The 17,929-nt window shown below is 65.7% G+C and carries 12 protein-coding genes and 2 pseudogenes; 7 read left to right on the top strand and 7 right to left on the bottom strand.

Features of this window, described 5'->3' with window-relative positions; genetic code table 11:
• Positions 1-13: 13 nt before the first annotated feature.
• Positions 14-2,180 (bottom strand): annotated as a pseudogene (gene katG / locus ACSKB9_RS28875) (catalase/peroxidase HPI).
• Between the two features lie 118 nt (positions 2,181-2,298).
• Between katG and ACSKB9_RS28870 the strand changes: the two are divergent.
• The gene (locus tag ACSKB9_RS28870) at positions 2,299-3,255 is read left to right on the top strand and encodes a hydrogen peroxide-inducible genes activator (RefSeq protein ID WP_225645154.1); all 957 of its coding nucleotides are present in this window, start codon (positions 2,299-2,301) and stop codon (positions 3,253-3,255) included.
• A 263-nt stretch (positions 3,256-3,518) separates the two neighbouring features.
• Here ACSKB9_RS28870 and galU read toward each other — a convergent pair whose 3' ends face one another.
• Positions 3,519-4,394 carry a UTP--glucose-1-phosphate uridylyltransferase GalU gene (gene galU, locus ACSKB9_RS28865; RefSeq protein ID WP_028334743.1) on the bottom strand — a complete coding sequence of 292 codons (876 nt, stop codon included), beginning with the start codon at positions 4,392-4,394 and terminating at the stop codon, positions 3,519-3,521.
• A gap of 224 nt (positions 4,395-4,618) precedes the next feature.
• Between galU and ACSKB9_RS28860 the strand changes: the two are divergent.
• A pseudogene (locus tag ACSKB9_RS28860) lies at positions 4,619-5,999 on the top strand (lytic murein transglycosylase).
• Between the two features lie 649 nt (positions 6,000-6,648).
• Positions 6,649-8,370 carry an SGNH/GDSL hydrolase family protein gene (locus ACSKB9_RS28855; protein WP_438077356.1) on the top strand — a complete coding sequence of 574 codons (1,722 nt, stop codon included), beginning with the start codon at positions 6,649-6,651 and terminating at the stop codon, positions 8,368-8,370.
• A gap of 152 nt (positions 8,371-8,522) precedes the next feature.
• On the opposite strand, the gene ACSKB9_RS28850 is transcribed toward ACSKB9_RS28855, so the two are convergent.
• Entirely contained in the window at positions 8,523-8,900 is a 378-nt protein-coding gene (locus tag ACSKB9_RS28850; RefSeq protein WP_050387227.1) for a CsbD family protein, read from the bottom strand.
• A 59-nt stretch (positions 8,901-8,959) separates the two neighbouring features.
• Positions 8,960-9,694 (bottom strand): SDR family NAD(P)-dependent oxidoreductase, encoded by a 735-nt coding sequence (locus ACSKB9_RS28845; protein WP_092086679.1) that lies wholly within the window; start codon positions 9,692-9,694, stop codon positions 8,960-8,962.
• A 181-nt stretch (positions 9,695-9,875) separates the two neighbouring features.
• On the opposite strand from ACSKB9_RS28845, the gene ACSKB9_RS28840 reads away from it, so the two are divergent.
• Positions 9,876-10,655 (top strand): SDR family NAD(P)-dependent oxidoreductase, encoded by a 780-nt coding sequence (locus ACSKB9_RS28840; protein WP_225161293.1) that lies wholly within the window; start codon positions 9,876-9,878, stop codon positions 10,653-10,655.
• Positions 10,656-10,756: 101 nt separating this feature from the next.
• Complete coding sequence (locus tag ACSKB9_RS28835) at positions 10,757-11,644, top strand: TauD/TfdA dioxygenase family protein (RefSeq protein WP_438077354.1); 888 nt, start codon at positions 10,757-10,759, stop codon at positions 11,642-11,644.
• A 229-nt stretch (positions 11,645-11,873) separates the two neighbouring features.
• Here the strand turns inward: ACSKB9_RS28835 and ACSKB9_RS28830 are convergent, their stop codons facing one another.
• Positions 11,874-12,527, bottom strand: a complete 654-nt coding sequence (locus ACSKB9_RS28830) for a YqgE/AlgH family protein (RefSeq protein ID WP_438080445.1) — start codon at positions 12,525-12,527, stop codon at positions 11,874-11,876.
• Between the two features lie 143 nt (positions 12,528-12,670).
• Between ACSKB9_RS28830 and ACSKB9_RS28825 the strand changes: the two genes are divergently transcribed.
• Positions 12,671-13,510: a protein-disulfide reductase DsbD domain-containing protein gene (locus ACSKB9_RS28825; protein ID WP_438077352.1), complete on the top strand. Its 840-nt coding sequence runs from the start codon at positions 12,671-12,673 to the stop codon at positions 13,508-13,510.
• A gap of 189 nt (positions 13,511-13,699) precedes the next feature.
• Positions 13,700-15,082 carry an oligosaccharide flippase family protein gene (locus tag ACSKB9_RS28820; protein ID WP_438080444.1) on the top strand — a complete coding sequence of 461 codons (1,383 nt, stop codon included), beginning with the start codon at positions 13,700-13,702 and terminating at the stop codon, positions 15,080-15,082.
• Positions 15,083-15,164: 82 nt separating this feature from the next.
• Here ACSKB9_RS28820 and ACSKB9_RS28815 read toward each other — a convergent pair whose 3' ends face one another.
• Together ACSKB9_RS28815 and ACSKB9_RS28810 are read right to left on the bottom strand one after the other, a co-directional pair.
• A complete protein-coding gene (locus ACSKB9_RS28815; protein ID WP_438077350.1) occupies positions 15,165-16,346 on the bottom strand; it encodes an MFS transporter in 1,182 nt (393 codons plus the stop codon).
• 24 nt (positions 16,347-16,370) lie between these two features.
• The gene (locus tag ACSKB9_RS28810; protein WP_438077348.1) at positions 16,371-17,762 is read right to left on the bottom strand and encodes an FAD-binding oxidoreductase; all 1,392 of its coding nucleotides are present in this window, start codon (positions 17,760-17,762) and stop codon (positions 16,371-16,373) included.
• Positions 17,763-17,929: the final 167 nt, after the last annotated feature.

Here is a 17,929-nt window from a genome sequence, read left to right as displayed (position 1 = left end):
GTTTGCTCGCCGCTTACTTCACGAGGTCGAAGCGGTCGGCGTTCATCACCTTGGCCCAGGCCGCGACGAAGTCCTTCACGAACTGCTCCTTGGAGTCGGACTGGCCGTAGACCTCGGCGAACGCCCGCAGCTGCGAGTGCGAGCCGAAGATCAGGTCGACGCGGGTGCCGGTCCACTTCACCGCCTTGGTCTTGCGGTCGCGGCCCTCATAGACGCCCTCGCCGGTATCGCTCCACACCGTGCCCATGTCGAGCAGGTTGAGGAAGAAGTCGTTGGTGAGCGTCCCCGGCTTGCCGGTGAAAACGCCGTGCTTGGACTTCTTGGCATTGGCGCCGAGCACGCGCAGGCCGCCGACGAGGACCGTCAATTCCGGTCCGGTCAGCCGCAGGAGCTGTGCACGGTCGACCAAGGCCTCTTCTGGCTGCAGGAACTGATGCTTGCCGCCGATGTAGTTGCGGAAGCCGTCAGCCCGCGGCTCGAGCGGAGCGAACGATTCGACATCGGTCTGATCCTGCGTCGCATCGGTGCGGCCCGGCGTGAAGGGGACCTTCACACTGGTGCCGCCGTCCTTGGCCGCCTTCTCGATCGCAGCGGCGCCGCCGAGCACGATCAGATCAGCGAGCGAGACCTTCTTGCCGAACTCCTTCTGGATGGCTTCGAGCTTGCTCAGCACAGTCTCGAGCTGCGCCGGCTCGTTGACATCCCAGTCCTTCTGCGGCGCAAGGCGGATGCGTGCACCATTGGCACCGCCGCGCTTGTCGGAGCCGCGGAACGTCGAGGCCGAGGCCCAGGCGGTCGACACCAATTCGGACACCGACAGACCCGAGGCGAGGATCTTCGCCTTGAGCGCCTCGATATCCTTGTCGTCGATCACGGCGTGATCGAGCGCCGGCACCGGGTCCTGCCAGATCAGCGTCTCCTTCGGCACCAGCGGGCCGAGGTAGCGTTGGATCGGGCCCATGTCGCGGTGCGTAAGCTTGAACCAGGCGCGGGCAAAGGCGTCCGCGAACTGGTCCGGATGCTCGTAGAACCGGCGAGAGATCTTCTCATAGGCCGGATCGAAGCGCAGCGACAGGTCGGTGGTCAGCATCGTCGGGACATGCTTCTTCGACGGATCGAACGCGTCCGGAATGACGGCGTCCGCGCCCTTTGCCTTCCACTGCTTCGCACCCGCCGGGCTCTTCGTCAGCTCCCATTCGTACTTGAACAGGTTCTCGAAGAAGTGGTTGCTCCACTTGGTCGGGGTCTGGGTCCAGGTGACCTCGGGACCGCCGGTGATCGCGTCAGCGCCGACGCCGGTGCCGAACTTGCTCTTCCAGCCGAGACCCTGTTCCTCGATCGCGCCACCTTCCGGCTCCGGACCGATCAACGACGGATCGCCCGCACCGTGGGTCTTGCCGAAGGTGTGGCCGCCGGCGATCAGCGCGACGGTCTCCTCGTCGTTCATCGCCATGCGGAAGAACGTCTCGCGGATGTCCTTCGCGGCGGCGACCGGGTCCGGATTGCCGTTCAGGGCCTTCCGGGTTGACGTAGATCAGGCCCATCTGCACCGCGCCGAGCGGCTCGGAGAGCTGGCGCTCGCCGCTGTAGCGCTCGTCACCGAGCCAAGTGCCTTCCGGACCCCAGTACAGTTCTTCCGGCTCCCACACGTCGGCGCGGCCACCCGCAAAACCGAACGTCTTGAAGCCCATCGATTCCAGCGCAACGTTGCCGGCGAGGACCATCAGGTCGGCCCACGAGATCTTGCGGCCGTACTTCTGCTTGATCGGCCACAGCAGCCGGCGCGCTTTGTCGAGGTTGGCATTGTCCGGCCAGCTGTTGAGTGGGGCGAAACGCTGCTGACCGGCACCGGCGCCGCCGCGGCCGTCGGTGATGCGATAGGTGCCCGCCGAATGCCAGGCCATGCGGATCATCAGGCCGCCGTAATGGCCGAAGTCGGCCGGCCACCATTCTTGCGACGTCGTCATCAGGGCCGTGAGGTCCTTGATCACGGCGTTGAGATCGAGACTCTTGAATTCCTTGGCGTAGTCGAAGCCCTTGCCCATCGGATCGGACAGGCTGGAGTTGCGATGCAGCACCTGAACGTCGAGCGTCTCCGGCCACCAGTCACGATTCGAGTGCCCGCGAGGCCCGCCTGTGAATGGGCATTTGCCCGCGCCTTCGTCGGTTTTTGCGTCCATGTTTCTTCTCCGAGGTGATGGATTCTGGAATGCGCTGGAGCTCTTCCAAGAACGATTCTACGCAACCCAATCCATCAGAGGAAATTGACTTTAGTGATCGCGTCGATAAGATTATCTGATGATAAATGTCACACTCCGGCAACTCAGGTATTTTGATGCTCTGGCCCACCACCGCCATTTCGGGCGCGCCGCGGATGCCTGCGCGGTGTCGCAGCCGGCGCTGTCGATGCAGATCCGCGAAATGGAACAGGCGGTCGGCGGCGTGCTGATCGAACGCAATGCGCGGCAGGTGACGCTGACGACCTTCGGCGAGGACCTGCTGCGCCGCGTGCGCGACATCCTGCGTTCGGTCGACGAACTCGGCGACTTCGCGCGCGCCTCGCGCGACAAGCTTGCCGGGCGGCTGCGGGTCGGCATGATCCCGACCGTCGCGCCATATCTGCTGCCGAAGGTGATCGAGAACCTGGCGCGGCTGCATCCCGAGCTCGACATCCATGTCCGCGAGACGCTGACGCCGAAGCTGATCAAGGAAGTCGCCGAGGGCCGGCTCGACACCGCGATCGTGGCGCTGCCGGTATCGGAACCGTCGCTGACCGAGGTCGCGCTGTTCTCGGAAAACTTCCTGCTGGTGCGGCCGGGCGAGGACGCGAAGACGCCGGTGCCGAGCGCCGAGATGCTGCGCGAGATGCGGCTCTTGCTGCTCGAGGAGGGCCACTGCTTCCGCGACCAGGCGCTGTCGTTCTGCAACATGCAGTCCTCGCCGCCGCGCGAGGTGCTGGACGCGAGCTCGCTGTCGACGCTGGTGCAGATGGTCGGCGCCGGCATCGGCGTCACCCTGATCCCCGAGATGGCCGTGGCGGTGGAGACGCGCTCGGCGCCGGTCACGGTCTCGCGCTTCAAGCATCCGCAGCCGTCGCGCACCATCGGCATGGTCTGGCGCAAGACCTCTCCGCTCGCCGCGCAGCTCCAGCAGATCTCCGAGGTCGTCAGCCTCGCCGCCCGCGCCCTGCGCGCGCCGAAGCAGGACGGCGCCAAGGAGCCGGCGAAGCGCGCGGGGCGAAGGAAGGTGGCGTGACTGCCGAGACGCTGCGGCGAAGATGTAGTTCTCGTTTGACGCACACGTCTCGCCGCCACCCCCACAACCGTCGTCCTGGCGAAAGCCAGGACCCATCACCACCGCGTTTGATTGTGAACGGGATCGTGGCTCCAGCTTCGCTCAACAACTGATGGTCGGAGTAATGGGTCCTGGCTTTCGCCAGGACGACATTGAATATGTTGCGCGGTCTGTGCATCATACGTCCGCATTCTCGCGGCGAATGACGAGATAAGGCGGCGCCCCTACTTCTCCAGATACTTCTTCATCTCGGCGATCAGGCCGTCGCGCAGTTCGGGGCGCTTGAGGCCGAAGGCGATGTTGGCGCGGAGGAAGCCGGGCTTGGAGCCGCAATCGTGGCGCTCACCCTCGAACTCCACGCCGTAGAACTTCTGCGTCTTCGCAAGACCGATCATCGCATCGGTGAGCTGGATCTCGCCGCCGGCGCCGCGCTCCTGCGTGGCCAGGATGTTGAAGATCTCGGGCTGCAGGATGTAGCGGCCGGTGATCGACAGGTTGGACGGCGCGGTGCCCTGCGGCGGCTTCTCGACCATGCGGTCGACCTCGAAGATGTTGCCGGTGCGTTTGCCGACGCTGCAGATGCCGTATTGATGGGTGAGTTCGTCGGGCACCGCCTCGACCGCGATCAGGTTCGACTTGTCGCCAAGCCTGCTCGCGGCGTCGATCATCTGCTTGAGGCAGCCCGGCGTGTTCAGCACCAGCTCGTCCGGCAGCACCACCGCGAACGGCTCGTTGCCGATGATATCGCGCGCGCACCACACCGCGTGGCCGAGCCCGAGCGGCGCCTGCTGCCGGGTGAAGCTCATCGCGCCGGCTTCCGGCTGGTTCTGCGCCAGGATATCCTGCTCGGTCTTCTTGCCGCGCTGCGCCAGCGTGGTGTCGAGCTCGAACATGCGGTCGAAGTGGTCCTCGATGACACCCTTGTTGCGGCCGGTGACGAACACGAAATGCTCGATGCCGGCTTCCCGGGCCTCGTCGACCACGTACTGGATCAGGGGCTTGTCGACGATCGTCAGCATCTCCTTCGGCATCGCCTTGGTGGCGGGCAGCACGCGGGTACCGAGACCGGCGACGGGGAATACGGCTTTGCGGATCTTCATGGGATTATCGGAAGCCTTGAAATGGGTGGGACGGCGGCACGAAATGAATCATGCCTTTGGTACCCCGTTTTGCAGCCGCCAACAAAGGCGGATGTGTGGTGCGGCTTAATTCCGCCGTTCCCGTCAGCCAAATGCGGGCCGCAACAAAATCTCGCCCTTGTTAAGTTATTGGAAACCGTGCCGGGGCCTTCTGGAACAGCACGATTTTGACAGGCACACAACAAATGCGCGCGATGGGAACATCGAGGACCAAGCTTTTCGGCGCGAGCCTGATCGCGTTGGCCCTGCTGCTGCCCGGCAGCACGCAAGCCCAGTCGGCGGGCAACGGCCTGACCAACCTGATCGACAGCATCTTTTCCGGACCGAACGCGACGCCGCCGCAGGCCGCAACCGGACAGGACGGCGCGGCACCGCCGTGGAGCGGTGAAGACGGCGCCTCCGGCCATCCGCTGATGACCGCAGCGGCGATCCGCCAGGCCGCGTCGGACTTCCCGAACTGCGTCGCAGCGATGTGGCCAGATGCCGCACGGCGCAACATCACCCAAGAGAATTTCGAGCGCTTCACCGCCGGCCTGACGCCCGATCTGCGCATCATGGATCTGATGGATTCGCAGCCGGAGTTCACCAAGGCGATCTGGGATTATCTCGACATCCTGGTCAGCGACACCAGGCTCGCCAAGGGGCGCGAGATCCTTGCGAAATACAAACCGCAGTTCGACGCCACCGAGAAGGCCTATGGCGTCGACCGCTACATCATCGCGGCGATCTGGGGCATCGAGTTCGAACTACTCGACCCAGATGGGCGATCGCAACGTGGTGCAGTCGACCGCGACGCTCGCCTGCATCGGCCGCCGTCAGGCCTATTTCAAGGACGAGTTCCTGTCGGCGCTGGAAATCCTCAACCGCGGCGACCTCAGGCCCGAGCAGATGCGCGGCTCCTGGGCCGGCGCCTTCGGCCCGACCCAGTTCATGCCGACCGCGTTCAAGCGCTATGCCGTCGATGGCGATGGCGACGGCCGCCGCGACGTCGTCGACAATCCGAGCGACCTGATCGCCTCGACCGCCAACAATTTGAAGAAGGACGGCTGGCAGACCGGCGCGAGCTGGGGCTACGAGGTCGTGCTGCCGCAAGGCCTCAATTACATGCTGGCCGACCGCGCCAAGGCGATGCCGCTGTCGCAATGGGAGCATCTCGGCCTCAAGCGGCCGGGCGGCCAGCCGTTCCCGCGGCCGTCCGACAAGGCCTATCTGCTGGCGCCGGCCGGCGCCGAGGGGCCGGGCTTCCTGATGCTGCAGAATTTCCGGGTGATCATGAAGTACAACCCGGCCGAGGCCTATGCGCTCGCCATCGGCCATTTCGCCGACCGCCTGCGCGGCGGCCAGCCCTTCGCGCAGCCCTGGCCGCGCCAGGAGCGGGTGCTGTCGCGCGCCGAACGGCTGGAACTGCAGCAGCTGCTCGCCCAGCGCGGCTTCTACAAGGGCACGCCCGACGGCCAGTTCGGCGGCCAGACCCGCGAGGCGCTGCGCGGCTTCCAGGTGTCGATCGGGGCACCGGCCGACGGTTTTGCCACCGCCGAGGTGCTGGAGCGGCTGCGCGGGCGGTAGGGCTGAAGCCGGAGGGTACCCCGTAGCCCGGATGCAGCGCAGCGAAAGCCGGGGTTCTCGCCGTGCGGCTGGTCTGGTCCCGGATTACGCTTCGGCTCCATCCGGGCTACGGCTGTGCGAAGCTTCTTCACCTCCCCTTGAAAAGGGGAGGTCGCTTTGCTCGAGAGAGCAAAGCGGGTGGGGATCGGGTCTCTCCACCAGCGACGGCGCGTGTGGCTGACCCCCATCCCGACCTTCCCCCTTTCAGGGGGAAGGAGAAGGCTTCTGGTCCCGGATTGCGCTTCGCTCCATCCGGGCTGCGGGCCATGCGCGGCCGCAAGCTCCCTGCACCTCTCCCGCTTGCGGGGGAGGTCGGATTGCCATCGGAGATGCAATCCGGGTGGGGCTCTTTCCACTTGAAGACCTCTCTCGACGTTCGACTTGCGGAAACACCCCCACCCCAGCCCTCCCCCGCAAGCGGGAGAGGGGGCGCAGTTCCGATGCGGCCATACTCAGGCCCTCCACCCCTAAAGTAACCGTGAAATCCGATATTTGCCGCCTGCCTTGACGGCGGCCGGAGGCACCCGATTTATGGTGGAAAAGCTGCCCGCTTGCGGCCCGATTCCGCTAGTATGCTCACGTACTTCCAGATCATTTGCGACCGAACGCGATGCGAGAGCCAAAGTCCTTTTTGCGCATATTCACCGAAGCCGGTCCGCTGGTCGCGCTGACGGTGGCGCTTGCGCTGTTGATCGGGATCGCCCAGCCCGCCTCGGCGCAGTTCTTCGGCTTCCCCGGCTTCGGCGGCGGACCGCCGCAACCGCAGCGCCGCGCTCCGCCGCAGCATGGCGGTGGCGGCTGGTTCGGCGGCGATTTCTTCGCGCCGTTCCAGCAGCAGCAACCGCAATCATCGCAGCCGCAGCGGCCGCGCGAGGATTTCTCGCGCGCTCCGGCACCGGCCAAGCGCGAGGCCGCCGCCGAGCGCAACGTGCTCGTCATCGGCGACGCCATGGCCGACTGGCTCGGCTATGGCCTGGAGGATGCCTATTCCGACCAGCCCGACATGGGCGTGATCCGCAAGCACAAGACGGTCTCCGGCCTGATCCGCTATCAGCCCAAGGGCGATCCGGCGGATTGGGCCGCGGCCGCGAAGGGCATTCTCGCCACCGAGAACCCCGACGCCATCGTTGTGATGCTCGGCCTCAACGATCGCACCGCGATCCGCGAATCTGTCGTGGAGAAGAAGGTCGACAAGAAGGACGAGAAGAAGGATGCGCGCGGCAAGCCGGAGGCCAAGCCCGGCGAGAAGCCGGATGCCGCCGCCAAGAGTGACGGCAAGGCTGATGCCAAGCCCGCCGATCCCGAGCCGCCGGCCGACGACGCCGACAATGACTCGCAGGCCGCGCCGGAAAAGACCGCGCGTTCGCCAAACGGCCTCTATGAATTCCGCGACGACCGCTGGGTCGAGCTCTACGGCAAGAAGATCGAGGAGCTGATCAACGTGCTGAAGAGCAAGGGCGTGCCGGTGCTGTGGGTCGGCCTGCCCGCGATCCGCGGCCAGAAGGGCACGTCGGACATGCTGTTCCTCGACGCGCTCTATCGCGACGGCGCCGGCAAGGCCGGCATCACCTATGTCGACGTCTGGGACGGCTTTGTCGACGAGGCCGGTCGCTTCATGCAGAAGGGCCCGGACTTCGAAGGCCAGCCCCGCAAGCTGCGCTCCGATGACGGCGTGTTCTTCACCAAGGCCGGCGCGCGCAAGCTCGCGCACTATGTCGAACGCGAGGTGACGCGCCTGCTCGCGGTGCGCACCGGACCGATCGCTTTGCCGAGCGAGCCGGCCACGCCCGATACCAGCGCCGAGCCCGGCAAGCCCGCGCCGCGGCCGCTGGCCGGCCCCGTGCTGCCGCTGGTCGCCTCCACGGTCGGCACCGATCAATTGCTCGGCGGACCGGGCTCGCGGCCCGCCGCCGTCGATGCCCTCGCCGCGCGCACGCTGGTGAAGGGCGAGGCGCTGGCGCCACCCGCCGGCCGCGCCGATGATTTCGTCTGGCCGCGCCGCGAGATGGGCCGCGAGCAGGCCAAGGGCGATGTGCCGGTTGCCGCGACCACGCCCGCCGCGCCGGCGGGCGGACCGGCCAATCCGCCGCCCTCGACCACGGCGATCGCGCCCGACGGCTCGATCATCACTGCGCCGAAGCCGCCAAGGCGCGTGTTCCGTCCGGCCCAGACGCAGGCCCAGCCGCAACAACAGCAGCCGCAGACGCAGCCCTGGCTGCGCGATCTGTTCGGGTTCGGCGCGCCGCAGCAGCGCCCGCTGGTCGCTCCGCCGCCGCGCCCGCCACGCGGTGTCGGACAGCGGGCCGCAGGGCCGGGGAGTCCGTGGCAGTAGCCACCGTGCACGCGCGACTAGCTAGCCGATGGCTGGAAATTTGTAGGAAATTCGCACGGCGGGTCAGGCGAAGCCGTAACCCGCCGATGTCTTGCGCGGCGAGATGGCAGGTTACGCTATCGCCAACCCGACCTGCGATTTCATCGTATGGCTCAACCGTAATAGCGCCAGCGCGACGGCGGCGGGCGGCGCGGCTGGCGCGTCATCAGGAGCGCGAGCGCAAAGCCGATGCCGCCGGCGATCAGCAGCGATCCAAGCGGGTTCTCCTGCACCGCATGCGCCATCGCCTTTTGTCCGCTGCGAACGGTCTCGCCGCGGTGCTCATAGGCGTCCTTGGCGTAGTTGACCGCGGTGTCGGCGGCGTCGCGCGCGGCGTCCTTGGCCTGGCCGTAGAGATCCTGCACCGAGCCCGCGGCTTCGCGCGCGCGGCCCGAGGCCTGGGTCTGCGCATCGCCGGTCGCGTCGCCGACAGCACCTTCGGCCTTGCCCGCGAACTCCTTCGCCGTTCCGAAAATCCGATCCTTGTCCATCGTCACGCTCCCTGATCTGTCCGGGAGCTAACCGGGAAACGGCGCGCAGGTTCCTGCGGTTACAGGATCAGCCCACCGTCGACGACGATGGTCTGGCCGACGATGTAGGAGGCGAGCGGAGAGGCCAGGAACAGCGCGGCGCCGGCCATGTCGGCGGGCGTGCCGAGACGCTTCAGCGGAATGCGCTCGAGCGCGCCTTCGAGACGCTTCGGATTTGCCGTCGTCGCCTTGGTCATCTTGGTGTCGACGAGGCCGGGCGCAATGCCGTTGACCCGGATGCCGTTCTCCGCCCAGGCCTCGCCGAGCGTGCGCGTCAGCCCGACGGCGCCGGTCTTCGAGGCGTTGTAGGCCGGATTCCCCATGGTGGAATGATAGGCCGCGGTCGAGCTAACGATGATCAGCGAGCCCTTAGCTGCGCTCAGCATCGGCTGGAATTTGGTCGCGCAGGCCATCAGGCTCATCAGGTTGACCTCGAGCACCTTGCGAAAGCCCTCCATCTCGAATTCCCCGCGGCGGTAAATCACCGCGCCCTGCGCCAGCACCAGCACGTCGAGCTGGTCGAACGACGGCTTGAAGGCCTCGATTGCCTGCGGGTTGCTGACATCGAGCTGCGCGTAGGCGAGGCCCTCGAGATGCGAGCCCTCTTCGGTGGAATAGTCGCTCGCCTGCGCACGGGTGCCGCAGATCGCGACGCGCGCGCCCTTGGCGCGGAACGCCTGCGCGATGCCGTTGCCGATGCCGCTGGAGCCGCCGACCACCAATACTTGCTTGCCGCCGAAATCGAGCTCGTTCATCGCGCGTTCCTCTCTCGTGCTGTTGTCTTGATTGAGCATGATCCTTCTCGGAAAGCCAACCGGGAAACTTGCGTTAACGCGCTGCGCGCATGCCGATATGGGATCAGTGGTTTGACGTATCTTGCGATCGGTGCCAGCGTTGCCGTCTCTCACAACGCAGAAAATCAACGGGGGGTCCGTCATGTCCGAATACAAGCAGCTCAGCCGTTCGGTGAAGGGCCTCACCGTTCTCGTCACCGGCGCCGCCAGCGGCATGGGCCGCGCCACCGCGCGGGTGTTTGCCGATGAAGGCGCCAATGTCGCGGTCACCGACCTGACCGAAGAAGGCACGCAGACGGTGGCGAAGGAGATTTCGGCGGGCGGCGGCTCGGCGAAGGCCTGGACGCTCGACGTCGGCGATCGCGACGCCATTACCAAAGTCGTCAACGATGTCGCCGCGCATTTCGGCGGGCTCGACATCATCGTCAATAATGCCGGCATCTCGGTGCGGGTGCCGATCGACGATCCCGCATACGAGGACGCCTGGGCCAAGGGCATCGCGGTGATGCTGACGGCGCATCCGCGCATCATCCGCGCGGCACTGCCATACCTGCGCAAGTCGCGCTCGCCGCGCATCGTCAACATCGCCTCGACCGAGGCGCTCGGCGCGACCGCGCTGCACAGCCCCTACTCCGCGGCCAAGGGCGGCGTCACCAGCCTGACGCGCTCGCTCGCGGTGGAACTGGGACGCGAAGGCATCACTGTGAACTGCATCTGCCCGGGTCCGATCCGCACCGCGATCACCGATCGCATCTCCGAGGAGCACAAGACGCTCTACGCCAAGCGCCGCACCGCGCTCGCCCGTTACGGCGATCCGGAAGAGGTCGCGCACATGACGCTGAGCCTGTGCCTGCCCGCCGCGTCGTTCCTGACCGGCGCCGTGATTCCGGTCGACGGCGGGTTGATGGCGCGGAATGCCTGATCCGCGCACGGCCGCGAAGCGTTGACAGCGCGCGCGCGGCGAGTAGCCTTCTCGTCAAACGAAGCGGGAAAACCGCCCGCGACAGACGGGGAGATACGCCAATGACGGTCCTGATCCGGCAGCTTCACAAGCATTTCGTCGGCGAGGTTTCCGGCGTCGATCTGCGCAAGCCGCTGACGAAGCAGGAAGCGATCGACATCGAGGCCGGCATGGACAAATACGCCGTGCTGGTGTTCCACGGCCAGGACATCACCGACGAGCAGCAGATGGCATTCGCGCTGAATTTCGGCGAGCGCGAAGATGCACGCGGCGGCACGGTGACGAAGAAGCAGGACTACCGCCTCGCCTCCGGGCTGAACGACGTCAGCAATCTCGGCAAGGACGGCAAGCCGCTGCCGAAGGATCACCGCACCCATCTGTTCAACCTCGGCAACTGCCTGTGGCATTCCGACAGCTCGTTCCGGCCGATCCCGGCGAAATTCTCGCTGCTCTCGGCGCGCGTGGTGAACCCGAAGGGCGGCAACACCGAATTCGCCGACATGCGCGCCGCCTATGACGCGCTCGACGACGAGACCAAGGCCGAGATCGAGGACATGATCTGCGAGCACTCGTTGATGTATTCGCGCGGCTCGCTCGGCTTCCTCGACTACACCGACGAGGAGAAGCAGATGTTCAAGCCGGTGCTGCAGCGCCTGGTGCGCACGCATCCTGTGCACGGCCGCAAGTCGCTTTATCTGTCGTCGCACGCCGGCGCCATCAGGGGCATGAGCATGCCGGAGGCGCGGCTGCTGCTGCGCGACCTCACCGAGCACGCGACGCAGCCCGAATTCGTCTATGTGCACAAATGGACGGTGCATGACCTCGTGATGTGGGACAACCGCCAGACCGTGCACCGCGTCCGCCGCTACGACCAGTCGCAGCCCCGCGACATGCGCCGCGCCACGGTCGCGGGCACCCAGCCGACGGTCGCGCAGGAAGCGGCGGAGTAGCGGTCGCGAAGGCTGTCGTAGCCAAATCACCGCTGTCGTAGTCGAACCCACAGCTGTCGTCCCGGGCAAGCGTCAGCGCGACCCGGGACCCATAACCACAGGGCGCCGTTATTGCACGACGCTGTGGTCCCAGCGCGGCATCATAATCGCATGCGGTGGTTATGGGTCCCGGCTTTCGCCGGGACGACACTGAGAATGCGTTGGGAGCGTCGACGAGCTCAGCGACAGCCTACGCGTGGCCGGCGTCGTTCGACAGCATGCCGGCCTCGATGCCGATCTTGCGCAAAGCGCGCGCGTATTTCTCGTCGACGTCGGTACCGAAGATCAGCTCCGGATCGGCGTCGCAATGCAGCCAGCCATTGTGCTGGATCTCGTTCTCGAGCTGGCCCGGCGCCCAGCCGGCATAGCCGAGCGCGAGGATCGCATGCTTCGGCCCGGCGCCCTTGGCGATCGCTTTCAGGATATCGACGGTCGCGGTGAGCGAGATGCCGTCGTCGATGTTCAGCGTCGCATCCTGAATGTAGAAGTCGCTGGAATGCAGCACGAAGCCGCGGCCGGTATCGACCGGGCCGCCCTTCATCACCTTCATCATCTCGGCATTTTCGGGCAGCTGGATCTGGTCCGACTTCTCGATGATGTCGAGCTGCACCAGTAGCCCGGGGAAATCGATGCTGCCGGCGGGACGGTTGACGATGATGCCCATCGCGCCCTCGGAGGAATGCGCGCACATGTAGATCACGGAGCGTTCGAAGCGGGGGTCGTTCATGACAGGCATCGCGATCAGCATCTGGCCGTCGAGATAGCCACCTTCGGCGGCATGGGCACCGACGGCCGGGCTTCTGCCGGCGGCGGTTTTGCGAAGTCTTGCCTGTTTTGCCTTCAGGGCGCATCCGCAAAGGCCTTTCCTGCTGATTTGGCATCCTGATATCGGGTGGCGGTTCTGTCAATCAACCATCGACCGCCGTGCGGCGATGCATCACAAGCAATTCAATGGTTTGCACCGAAACTTGCAGGTAAAGACGTCTCATGATCGTCATAGTTCCCTTGCGTGCCGCATTTGGCGTTGCCGCCCTGTTTTCCGTCGCATGTATGGCAACGGAGGTCCGCGCCGACGACGCCTCGCCGTGGCAACAGGACACGCATTCGGCGGTGCGGCTGCTCGCCGGATCGCGCAGCGGCGCGGTGCTGCTTGGCGGCATTGCGTTCCAGTTGCAGGACGGCTGGAAGACCTATTGGCGGACGCCCGGCGATTCCGGCGTGCCGCCGCGGTTCGATTTCTCCAGGTCGGATAACGTCGAGGCGGTCACCGTGATGTGGCCGGCGCCGCGGCAATTCGACGACGGCGCCGGCGGCACCTCGCTCGGCTACAAGCACCAGGTGGTGCTGCCGCTGCGCATCGTGGCGAAGAATCCCGACAAGCCGCTGGTGCTGCGCGCCGACATCAACTACGCGGTGTGCGAGAAGCTGTGCGTGCCGGTGGAGGCGAAGGCCGAGCTGGCGTTCGCAAGCGTCGCATCGACCGAGGACGCCGCGCTGTCCGAAGCGCTCAACGCGGTGCCGAAGCCTGCCAATATCGGCGACCCGATCCCGTTTTCGATCCGCGACGTCAAGCGCGACGGCAAGAACAGCGTGCTGGTCGATGTCAGCGCGCCCGAGAGCCGCGACCTCAGCCTGTTCGTCGAGGGGCCGACGCCCGACTGGGCGCTGCCGGTGCCCAAGCTCGTCGAACACGCGCCGCCGGGCGTGAAGCGCTTCACCTTCGAGCTCGACGGCCTGCCGCCCGGCGCCAAGGCCGACGGCGCCGCGCTGAAGCTGACGGTGGTCGGCGGCGATAAAAGCTACGAATTCAATATCAATTTGAATTGAGCCGTAGGGTCATTCCGGGGCGATGCGGCGCATCGAACCCGGAATCTCGAGCTCCCGGGTTCAGTGCTTCGCACTGCCCCGCGACGACCCCGAAGGGTTGCGTCGCCGAACCCAATCTTAACGTTTCGTTGATAGATCGGAGGCCATTGCCGCCACGCGGCGCTTTAGGAATTTTCCGCCTTGGCTGTGATGGAGACACAATCGGCAACCTCTGCGCCATTGGGCCGGGCCGCACGCCTGCGCGGCCTCGCAGCGCGCGCGCTCGGCGGCACCAACGAGGCGTCGGTCACCAAGCGCCTCGCCGGCATGATCTTCGCCATCCGCGTCATCAGCGCCGGCATCGCCTATCTCGCGCAGATCCTGCTGGCGCGCTGGATGAGCGGCTCGGATTACGGCATCTATGTCTATGTCTGGACCTGGGTGCTGCTACTCGGCAGCACCATGGATTTCGGCATCGCGCCCTCCGCGCAGAAGATCATTCCGGAATACCGCGCGCGCGGCGACCTTGCGGCGCTGCGCGGCTTCCTCTCCGGCGGCCGCTGGGTGGTGCTTGCGACGTCCAGCATGGTCGCGCTGCTGCTCGCCGGCGTGATCCACCTCGCCTCGCCCTGGATCGATCCCAACGCGGTGCTGCCGCTCTATATCGGCTGCCTGACCTTGCCGCCCTTCGTGGTCGCCAACACCCAGGACGGCATCTCCCGAGCGCATGACTGGATGCAGCTCGGCCTGATGCCGCAGTTCATCGTGCGGCAGGGGCTGATCATCGCGCTGACCGCCGGCGCGCTGGCGCTCGGCCTCAATCTCGGCGCCACCGCGGCGATGATCGCGAGCGCCGCCGCGGTATACATCGCGGCGATCGGCCAGATGGTCGTGCTCAACCGCCGCCTCGCCGCCCATCTCGGGGTGGGCGAGAAGAGCTACGACGTCAAGGGCTGGTTCGCGATCTCGCTGCCGATCATGCTGGTCGAGAGCTTCTATCTGCTGCTCGGCTACACCGACGTGCTGATGCTGCAGCAATTCCGCTCGTCCGAGGAGGTCGGAATCTATTTTGCTGTGGTGAAGACGCTGGCGCTGGTGTCGTTCGTGCACTACGCGATGGCGGCGACCACGGCGCACCGCTTCGCGGAATACAACGCACTCGGCGACAAGGACCGGCTGTCGGCCTATGTCGCACACGCCATCAGCTGGACGTTCTGGCCCTCGCTGCTCGCGACCGTCGCCCTGCTGGCGTTCGGCAAGCCGCTGCTGTGGCTGTTCGGCCCGAAATTCGTCGACGGCTACAGCATCATGTTCGTCGCCGCGATCGGCCTCGTGGTCCGCTCGGCGATCGGGCCGGTCGAGCGGCTGTTGAACATGCTCGGCCACCAGAGCATCTGCGCAATAGCCTATGCGGTGTCGTTCCTGATGAATGTCGGGCTCTGCATCGCCCTCGTCCCCCGCTACGGCGGGATGGGCGCCGCCGCCTCGACCTCGCTGTCGCTGACCTTCGAGACGATCCTCTTGTTCTATGTCGTGCGCTCGCGCCTCGGGCTGCACGTGCTGGCGTTCGGCAAGCGGCGGACGGCGCCGTAGCATTCGGCCGGCGCGGCATCATGCGATGCATGAGCGCCGCCGGACTGGAAAACCCGCCTAACGGCGTTCAGCCTTGCGCCGGTCAGGCGCGCCTGATGTCCGCCTGCTTCCAAGAGTGGCCGGCAACCATGCGTCGGAAGAACCACACAACGGCCGGGCAAGCCAGCAGCACGGCGGCGCCGAAGTCGAGCGCCGCGCTCGCGGAGCCGACCGCGGTGGAGAGCTTTCCTCCGATCGCAGGTCCAGCCAGCATGCCGGCGTAAAAGACGGTGTAGAATATTCCCATTCCGATCGGCCGCGTCTTCTGCTCGAGCACGCGCGCAGGCAGGCTCATGATCGGACCGGCAGGCAGGCCGCAGAGGATTCCAAGAGCAATGACGACGGGAAGCACCGTGCCGCTGCGCGACAAGAGCAGTGTCAGGAGCGCGAAGGCGATGCAGCCCGAGATCAGGATGACCTCGCCGCGTCTGGTCCGATCGGCGAGGAAGCCGCCCAAGGGCACCGAAAGGGCGGCGAGCCAGAGCACGATACTGATGGTTGATCCGGCTGCAGCGCCGGACCAGCCCTGCTCGACAAGCATCGACGGACCGAAACTGAAGATCATCGCAAAGCCGATATTGTAGAGACACCAGATCAGCCCGGCGGCAATCACGGCGCAGATCGTGTCGGCGGTCAGGCTGCTGTGCTCGCCTTCAACCGCGACGGCCGCATCCGGCGCGCGATAAACCAGAGCGATGAGGCCGAGACCGATCAGGATCACCCCGGCGACGGCAAGATTGACGGCATGGAGTCCGAGCGTGGCTCCGATTGCCGGCAACAGCATGAGAGCGACTGCGATGCCGGCCGGCCATGAGTTGATGAAAATGGCCATCGCGGTGGCGATTTCCCGGCCGGCAAACCAGTCCGCGACCATCTTGGTCATCAGAACGTTCAGGAGGACGCCGCCGATGCCGGCAGTCAGTTGGCCCGCGATCTGCACGCTCCACGACGTCGACGTGGTCATCAGCAGTTCGCCCGCCAGCATCATCAGAAGACCGGCAAGGACCACTACCTTGTCGCCATAGCGGCGGCCAATCGCGCCGCCAGGCAGGGCAAGCAAGGCGCCCGGCGCAAAGTAGAGCCCGATCAGAACGCCGATATCGGCCAGGCTGGCGCCCAGACCCTGGCTGAGCTGTGGCGCGATGGCCGCGACGCTCTGAAACTGAAAGGCGATGGTGGCACGAGCGACGAACAGAGCAGCAAGAATGGTCCAGCGGCTTCGCATTTGGATTTTCTCCGATGCCCAGAACTATGTCGTCGGCTTGATGTTCTGGTTCAGGCGGAAGAAATTCGTCGGATCGTATTTGTTCTTGAGCGCGACGAGGCGTGCGTAATTTTCGCCATAGGCGTCGCGCACCCGGTCTTCGCCCTCATCCCCCAGGTTGTTGGCATAGACGCCGCCGGTCGAATAGGGCCTGACGGCACTCCACAGCTCGCGCGCCCAACGCATGTTAGCCTCGTCACCGGCCGGATTGTCCCAGATCGCAACCGGAAAGCAGTCGAACGCCGCATCGCGGTTGGCGTAAGGCGAGCTCGATACCGGAACCCGTGCAATTGCGCCGCCGACATGCTGGAGAACCAGCAAGGACGCGGTGTTGGGGGCTCTCGCATAGGCGTCGAGCAGCGCGTTGATCGCGCCTGCACCGATCTCGCGCAGGAACTGCGCCTTCCAGTAATAGCGACGTCCCCGCGGAAACAGGGCATCGCCGCCCGACTGAATCTCGAGATAGGGAACGGTCGCGAAGCGCGTCTCGACGGGCGAGCCGAACTTGACGATCGGCGAAAGGGCGCGCTCACCGTCATGATGCGAGCCGACGTAACAACCGGAGATGTTGAAGAACCGCTCGCCCGACGGCAGCGTCACAAGGGCCGCATCGACGTTGACCTCATCGGCAGCGTTTCGGGCGAATTCATCGTAGAACTGCATGGCCTCGCGCGCCTGATCGTAAGGATAAAGCGTCGACGCGACGGGCAACGACGTGCCGATCGGATGCAACTGGTATTCGAACGCAGTCACGATGCCGAAATTGCCGCCGCCGCCTCTCAAGCCCCAGAGCAAGTCGGGGTGTTCGGTCGCGCTGGCCCTTAAAACCTGTCCCTCGGCTGTCACCACCTCGGCGGCAATCAGGTTGTCGCAGGTCAACCCGTATTTTCGCCCGAGCTTGCCGAAGCCGCCGCCAAGCGTGAGCCCGGCGATGCCGGTGTCGCTGTTGACCCCCATGGTGGTCGCCAGGCCGTGCGCCTGCGTGGCACGATCGAATTCGCCGAGATCGAGGCCGGCCTCCGCGCGCGCGGTGCGCCTGACCGGATCGACATCGATGCGTTTCATCCGCGACAGGTCGATGACCATGCCGCCGTCACAGACCGAGAGGCCGGCGACATTGTGGCCTCCGCTGCGAACGGCCACCGGGAACATGCGGGACCTCGCGAACGTCACCGCCTCGACCACATCCAGGGTATCCGCGCAGTAGGCGATCATGACCGGCCGCCTGTCGACGGCGCCGTTCCAGACCTTGCGCGCCTCGTCGTAACCGGCGCTCCCGGCGAGGACCACCTTGCCCTTGAGCCGTAGCTGGGAGCTGGGCCGAAGCTCGGAATGCGGTTCGCCCATCACCTCGTTATATGCCTGCCGCTGCTCCATCCGATTTGCTCCTCGCCAGGAATGCCCATGCCATCATCCCACGGCGTGCCAAATCGTCCTGAATCCGATCGGAAAAAGTTGCAAAATTTCGCCAAAAGGGATGGCTGCAGGCGATGGCGACGCTTGCAGCCTCAAAACAAAAGCCGGCCCTGATCCAATCAGGGCCG

This window comes from Bradyrhizobium sp. BR 1433 (genome assembly GCF_051547665.1).
GTDB lineage: Bacteria > Pseudomonadota > Alphaproteobacteria > Rhizobiales > Xanthobacteraceae > Bradyrhizobium > Bradyrhizobium australafricanum.
The sequence above is the reverse complement of the archived record's forward strand: the minus strand, read 5'-3'. Positions and strand labels throughout refer to the sequence as shown.

What these genes read in the sequence shown, in the direction of transcription:
- ACSKB9_RS28870 (WP_225645154.1), top strand. Translation starts at nt 2,299, where the DNA reads ATGATAAATGTCACACTCCGGCAACTCAGGTATTTTGATGCTCTGGCC.
- galU (WP_028334743.1), bottom strand. Translation starts at nt 4,394, where the DNA reads ATGAAGATCCGCAAAGCCGTATTCCCCGTCGCCGGTCTCGGTACCCGC.
- ACSKB9_RS28855 (WP_438077356.1), top strand. Translation starts at nt 6,649, where the DNA reads ATGCGAGAGCCAAAGTCCTTTTTGCGCATATTCACCGAAGCCGGTCCG.
- ACSKB9_RS28850 (WP_050387227.1), bottom strand. Translation starts at nt 8,900, where the DNA reads ATGGACAAGGATCGGATTTTCGGAACGGCGAAGGAGTTCGCGGGCAAG.
- ACSKB9_RS28845 (WP_092086679.1), bottom strand. Translation starts at nt 9,694, where the DNA reads ATGAACGAGCTCGATTTCGGCGGCAAGCAAGTATTGGTGGTCGGCGGC.
- ACSKB9_RS28840 (WP_225161293.1), top strand. Translation starts at nt 9,876, where the DNA reads ATGTCCGAATACAAGCAGCTCAGCCGTTCGGTGAAGGGCCTCACCGTT.
- ACSKB9_RS28835 (WP_438077354.1), top strand. Translation starts at nt 10,757, where the DNA reads ATGACGGTCCTGATCCGGCAGCTTCACAAGCATTTCGTCGGCGAGGTT.
- ACSKB9_RS28825 (WP_438077352.1), top strand. Translation starts at nt 12,671, where the DNA reads ATGATCGTCATAGTTCCCTTGCGTGCCGCATTTGGCGTTGCCGCCCTG.
- ACSKB9_RS28820 (WP_438080444.1), top strand. Translation starts at nt 13,700, where the DNA reads ATGGAGACACAATCGGCAACCTCTGCGCCATTGGGCCGGGCCGCACGC.
- ACSKB9_RS28815 (WP_438077350.1), bottom strand. Translation starts at nt 16,346, where the DNA reads ATGCGAAGCCGCTGGACCATTCTTGCTGCTCTGTTCGTCGCTCGTGCC.
- ACSKB9_RS28810 (WP_438077348.1), bottom strand. Translation starts at nt 17,762, where the DNA reads ATGGAGCAGCGGCAGGCATATAACGAGGTGATGGGCGAACCGCATTCC.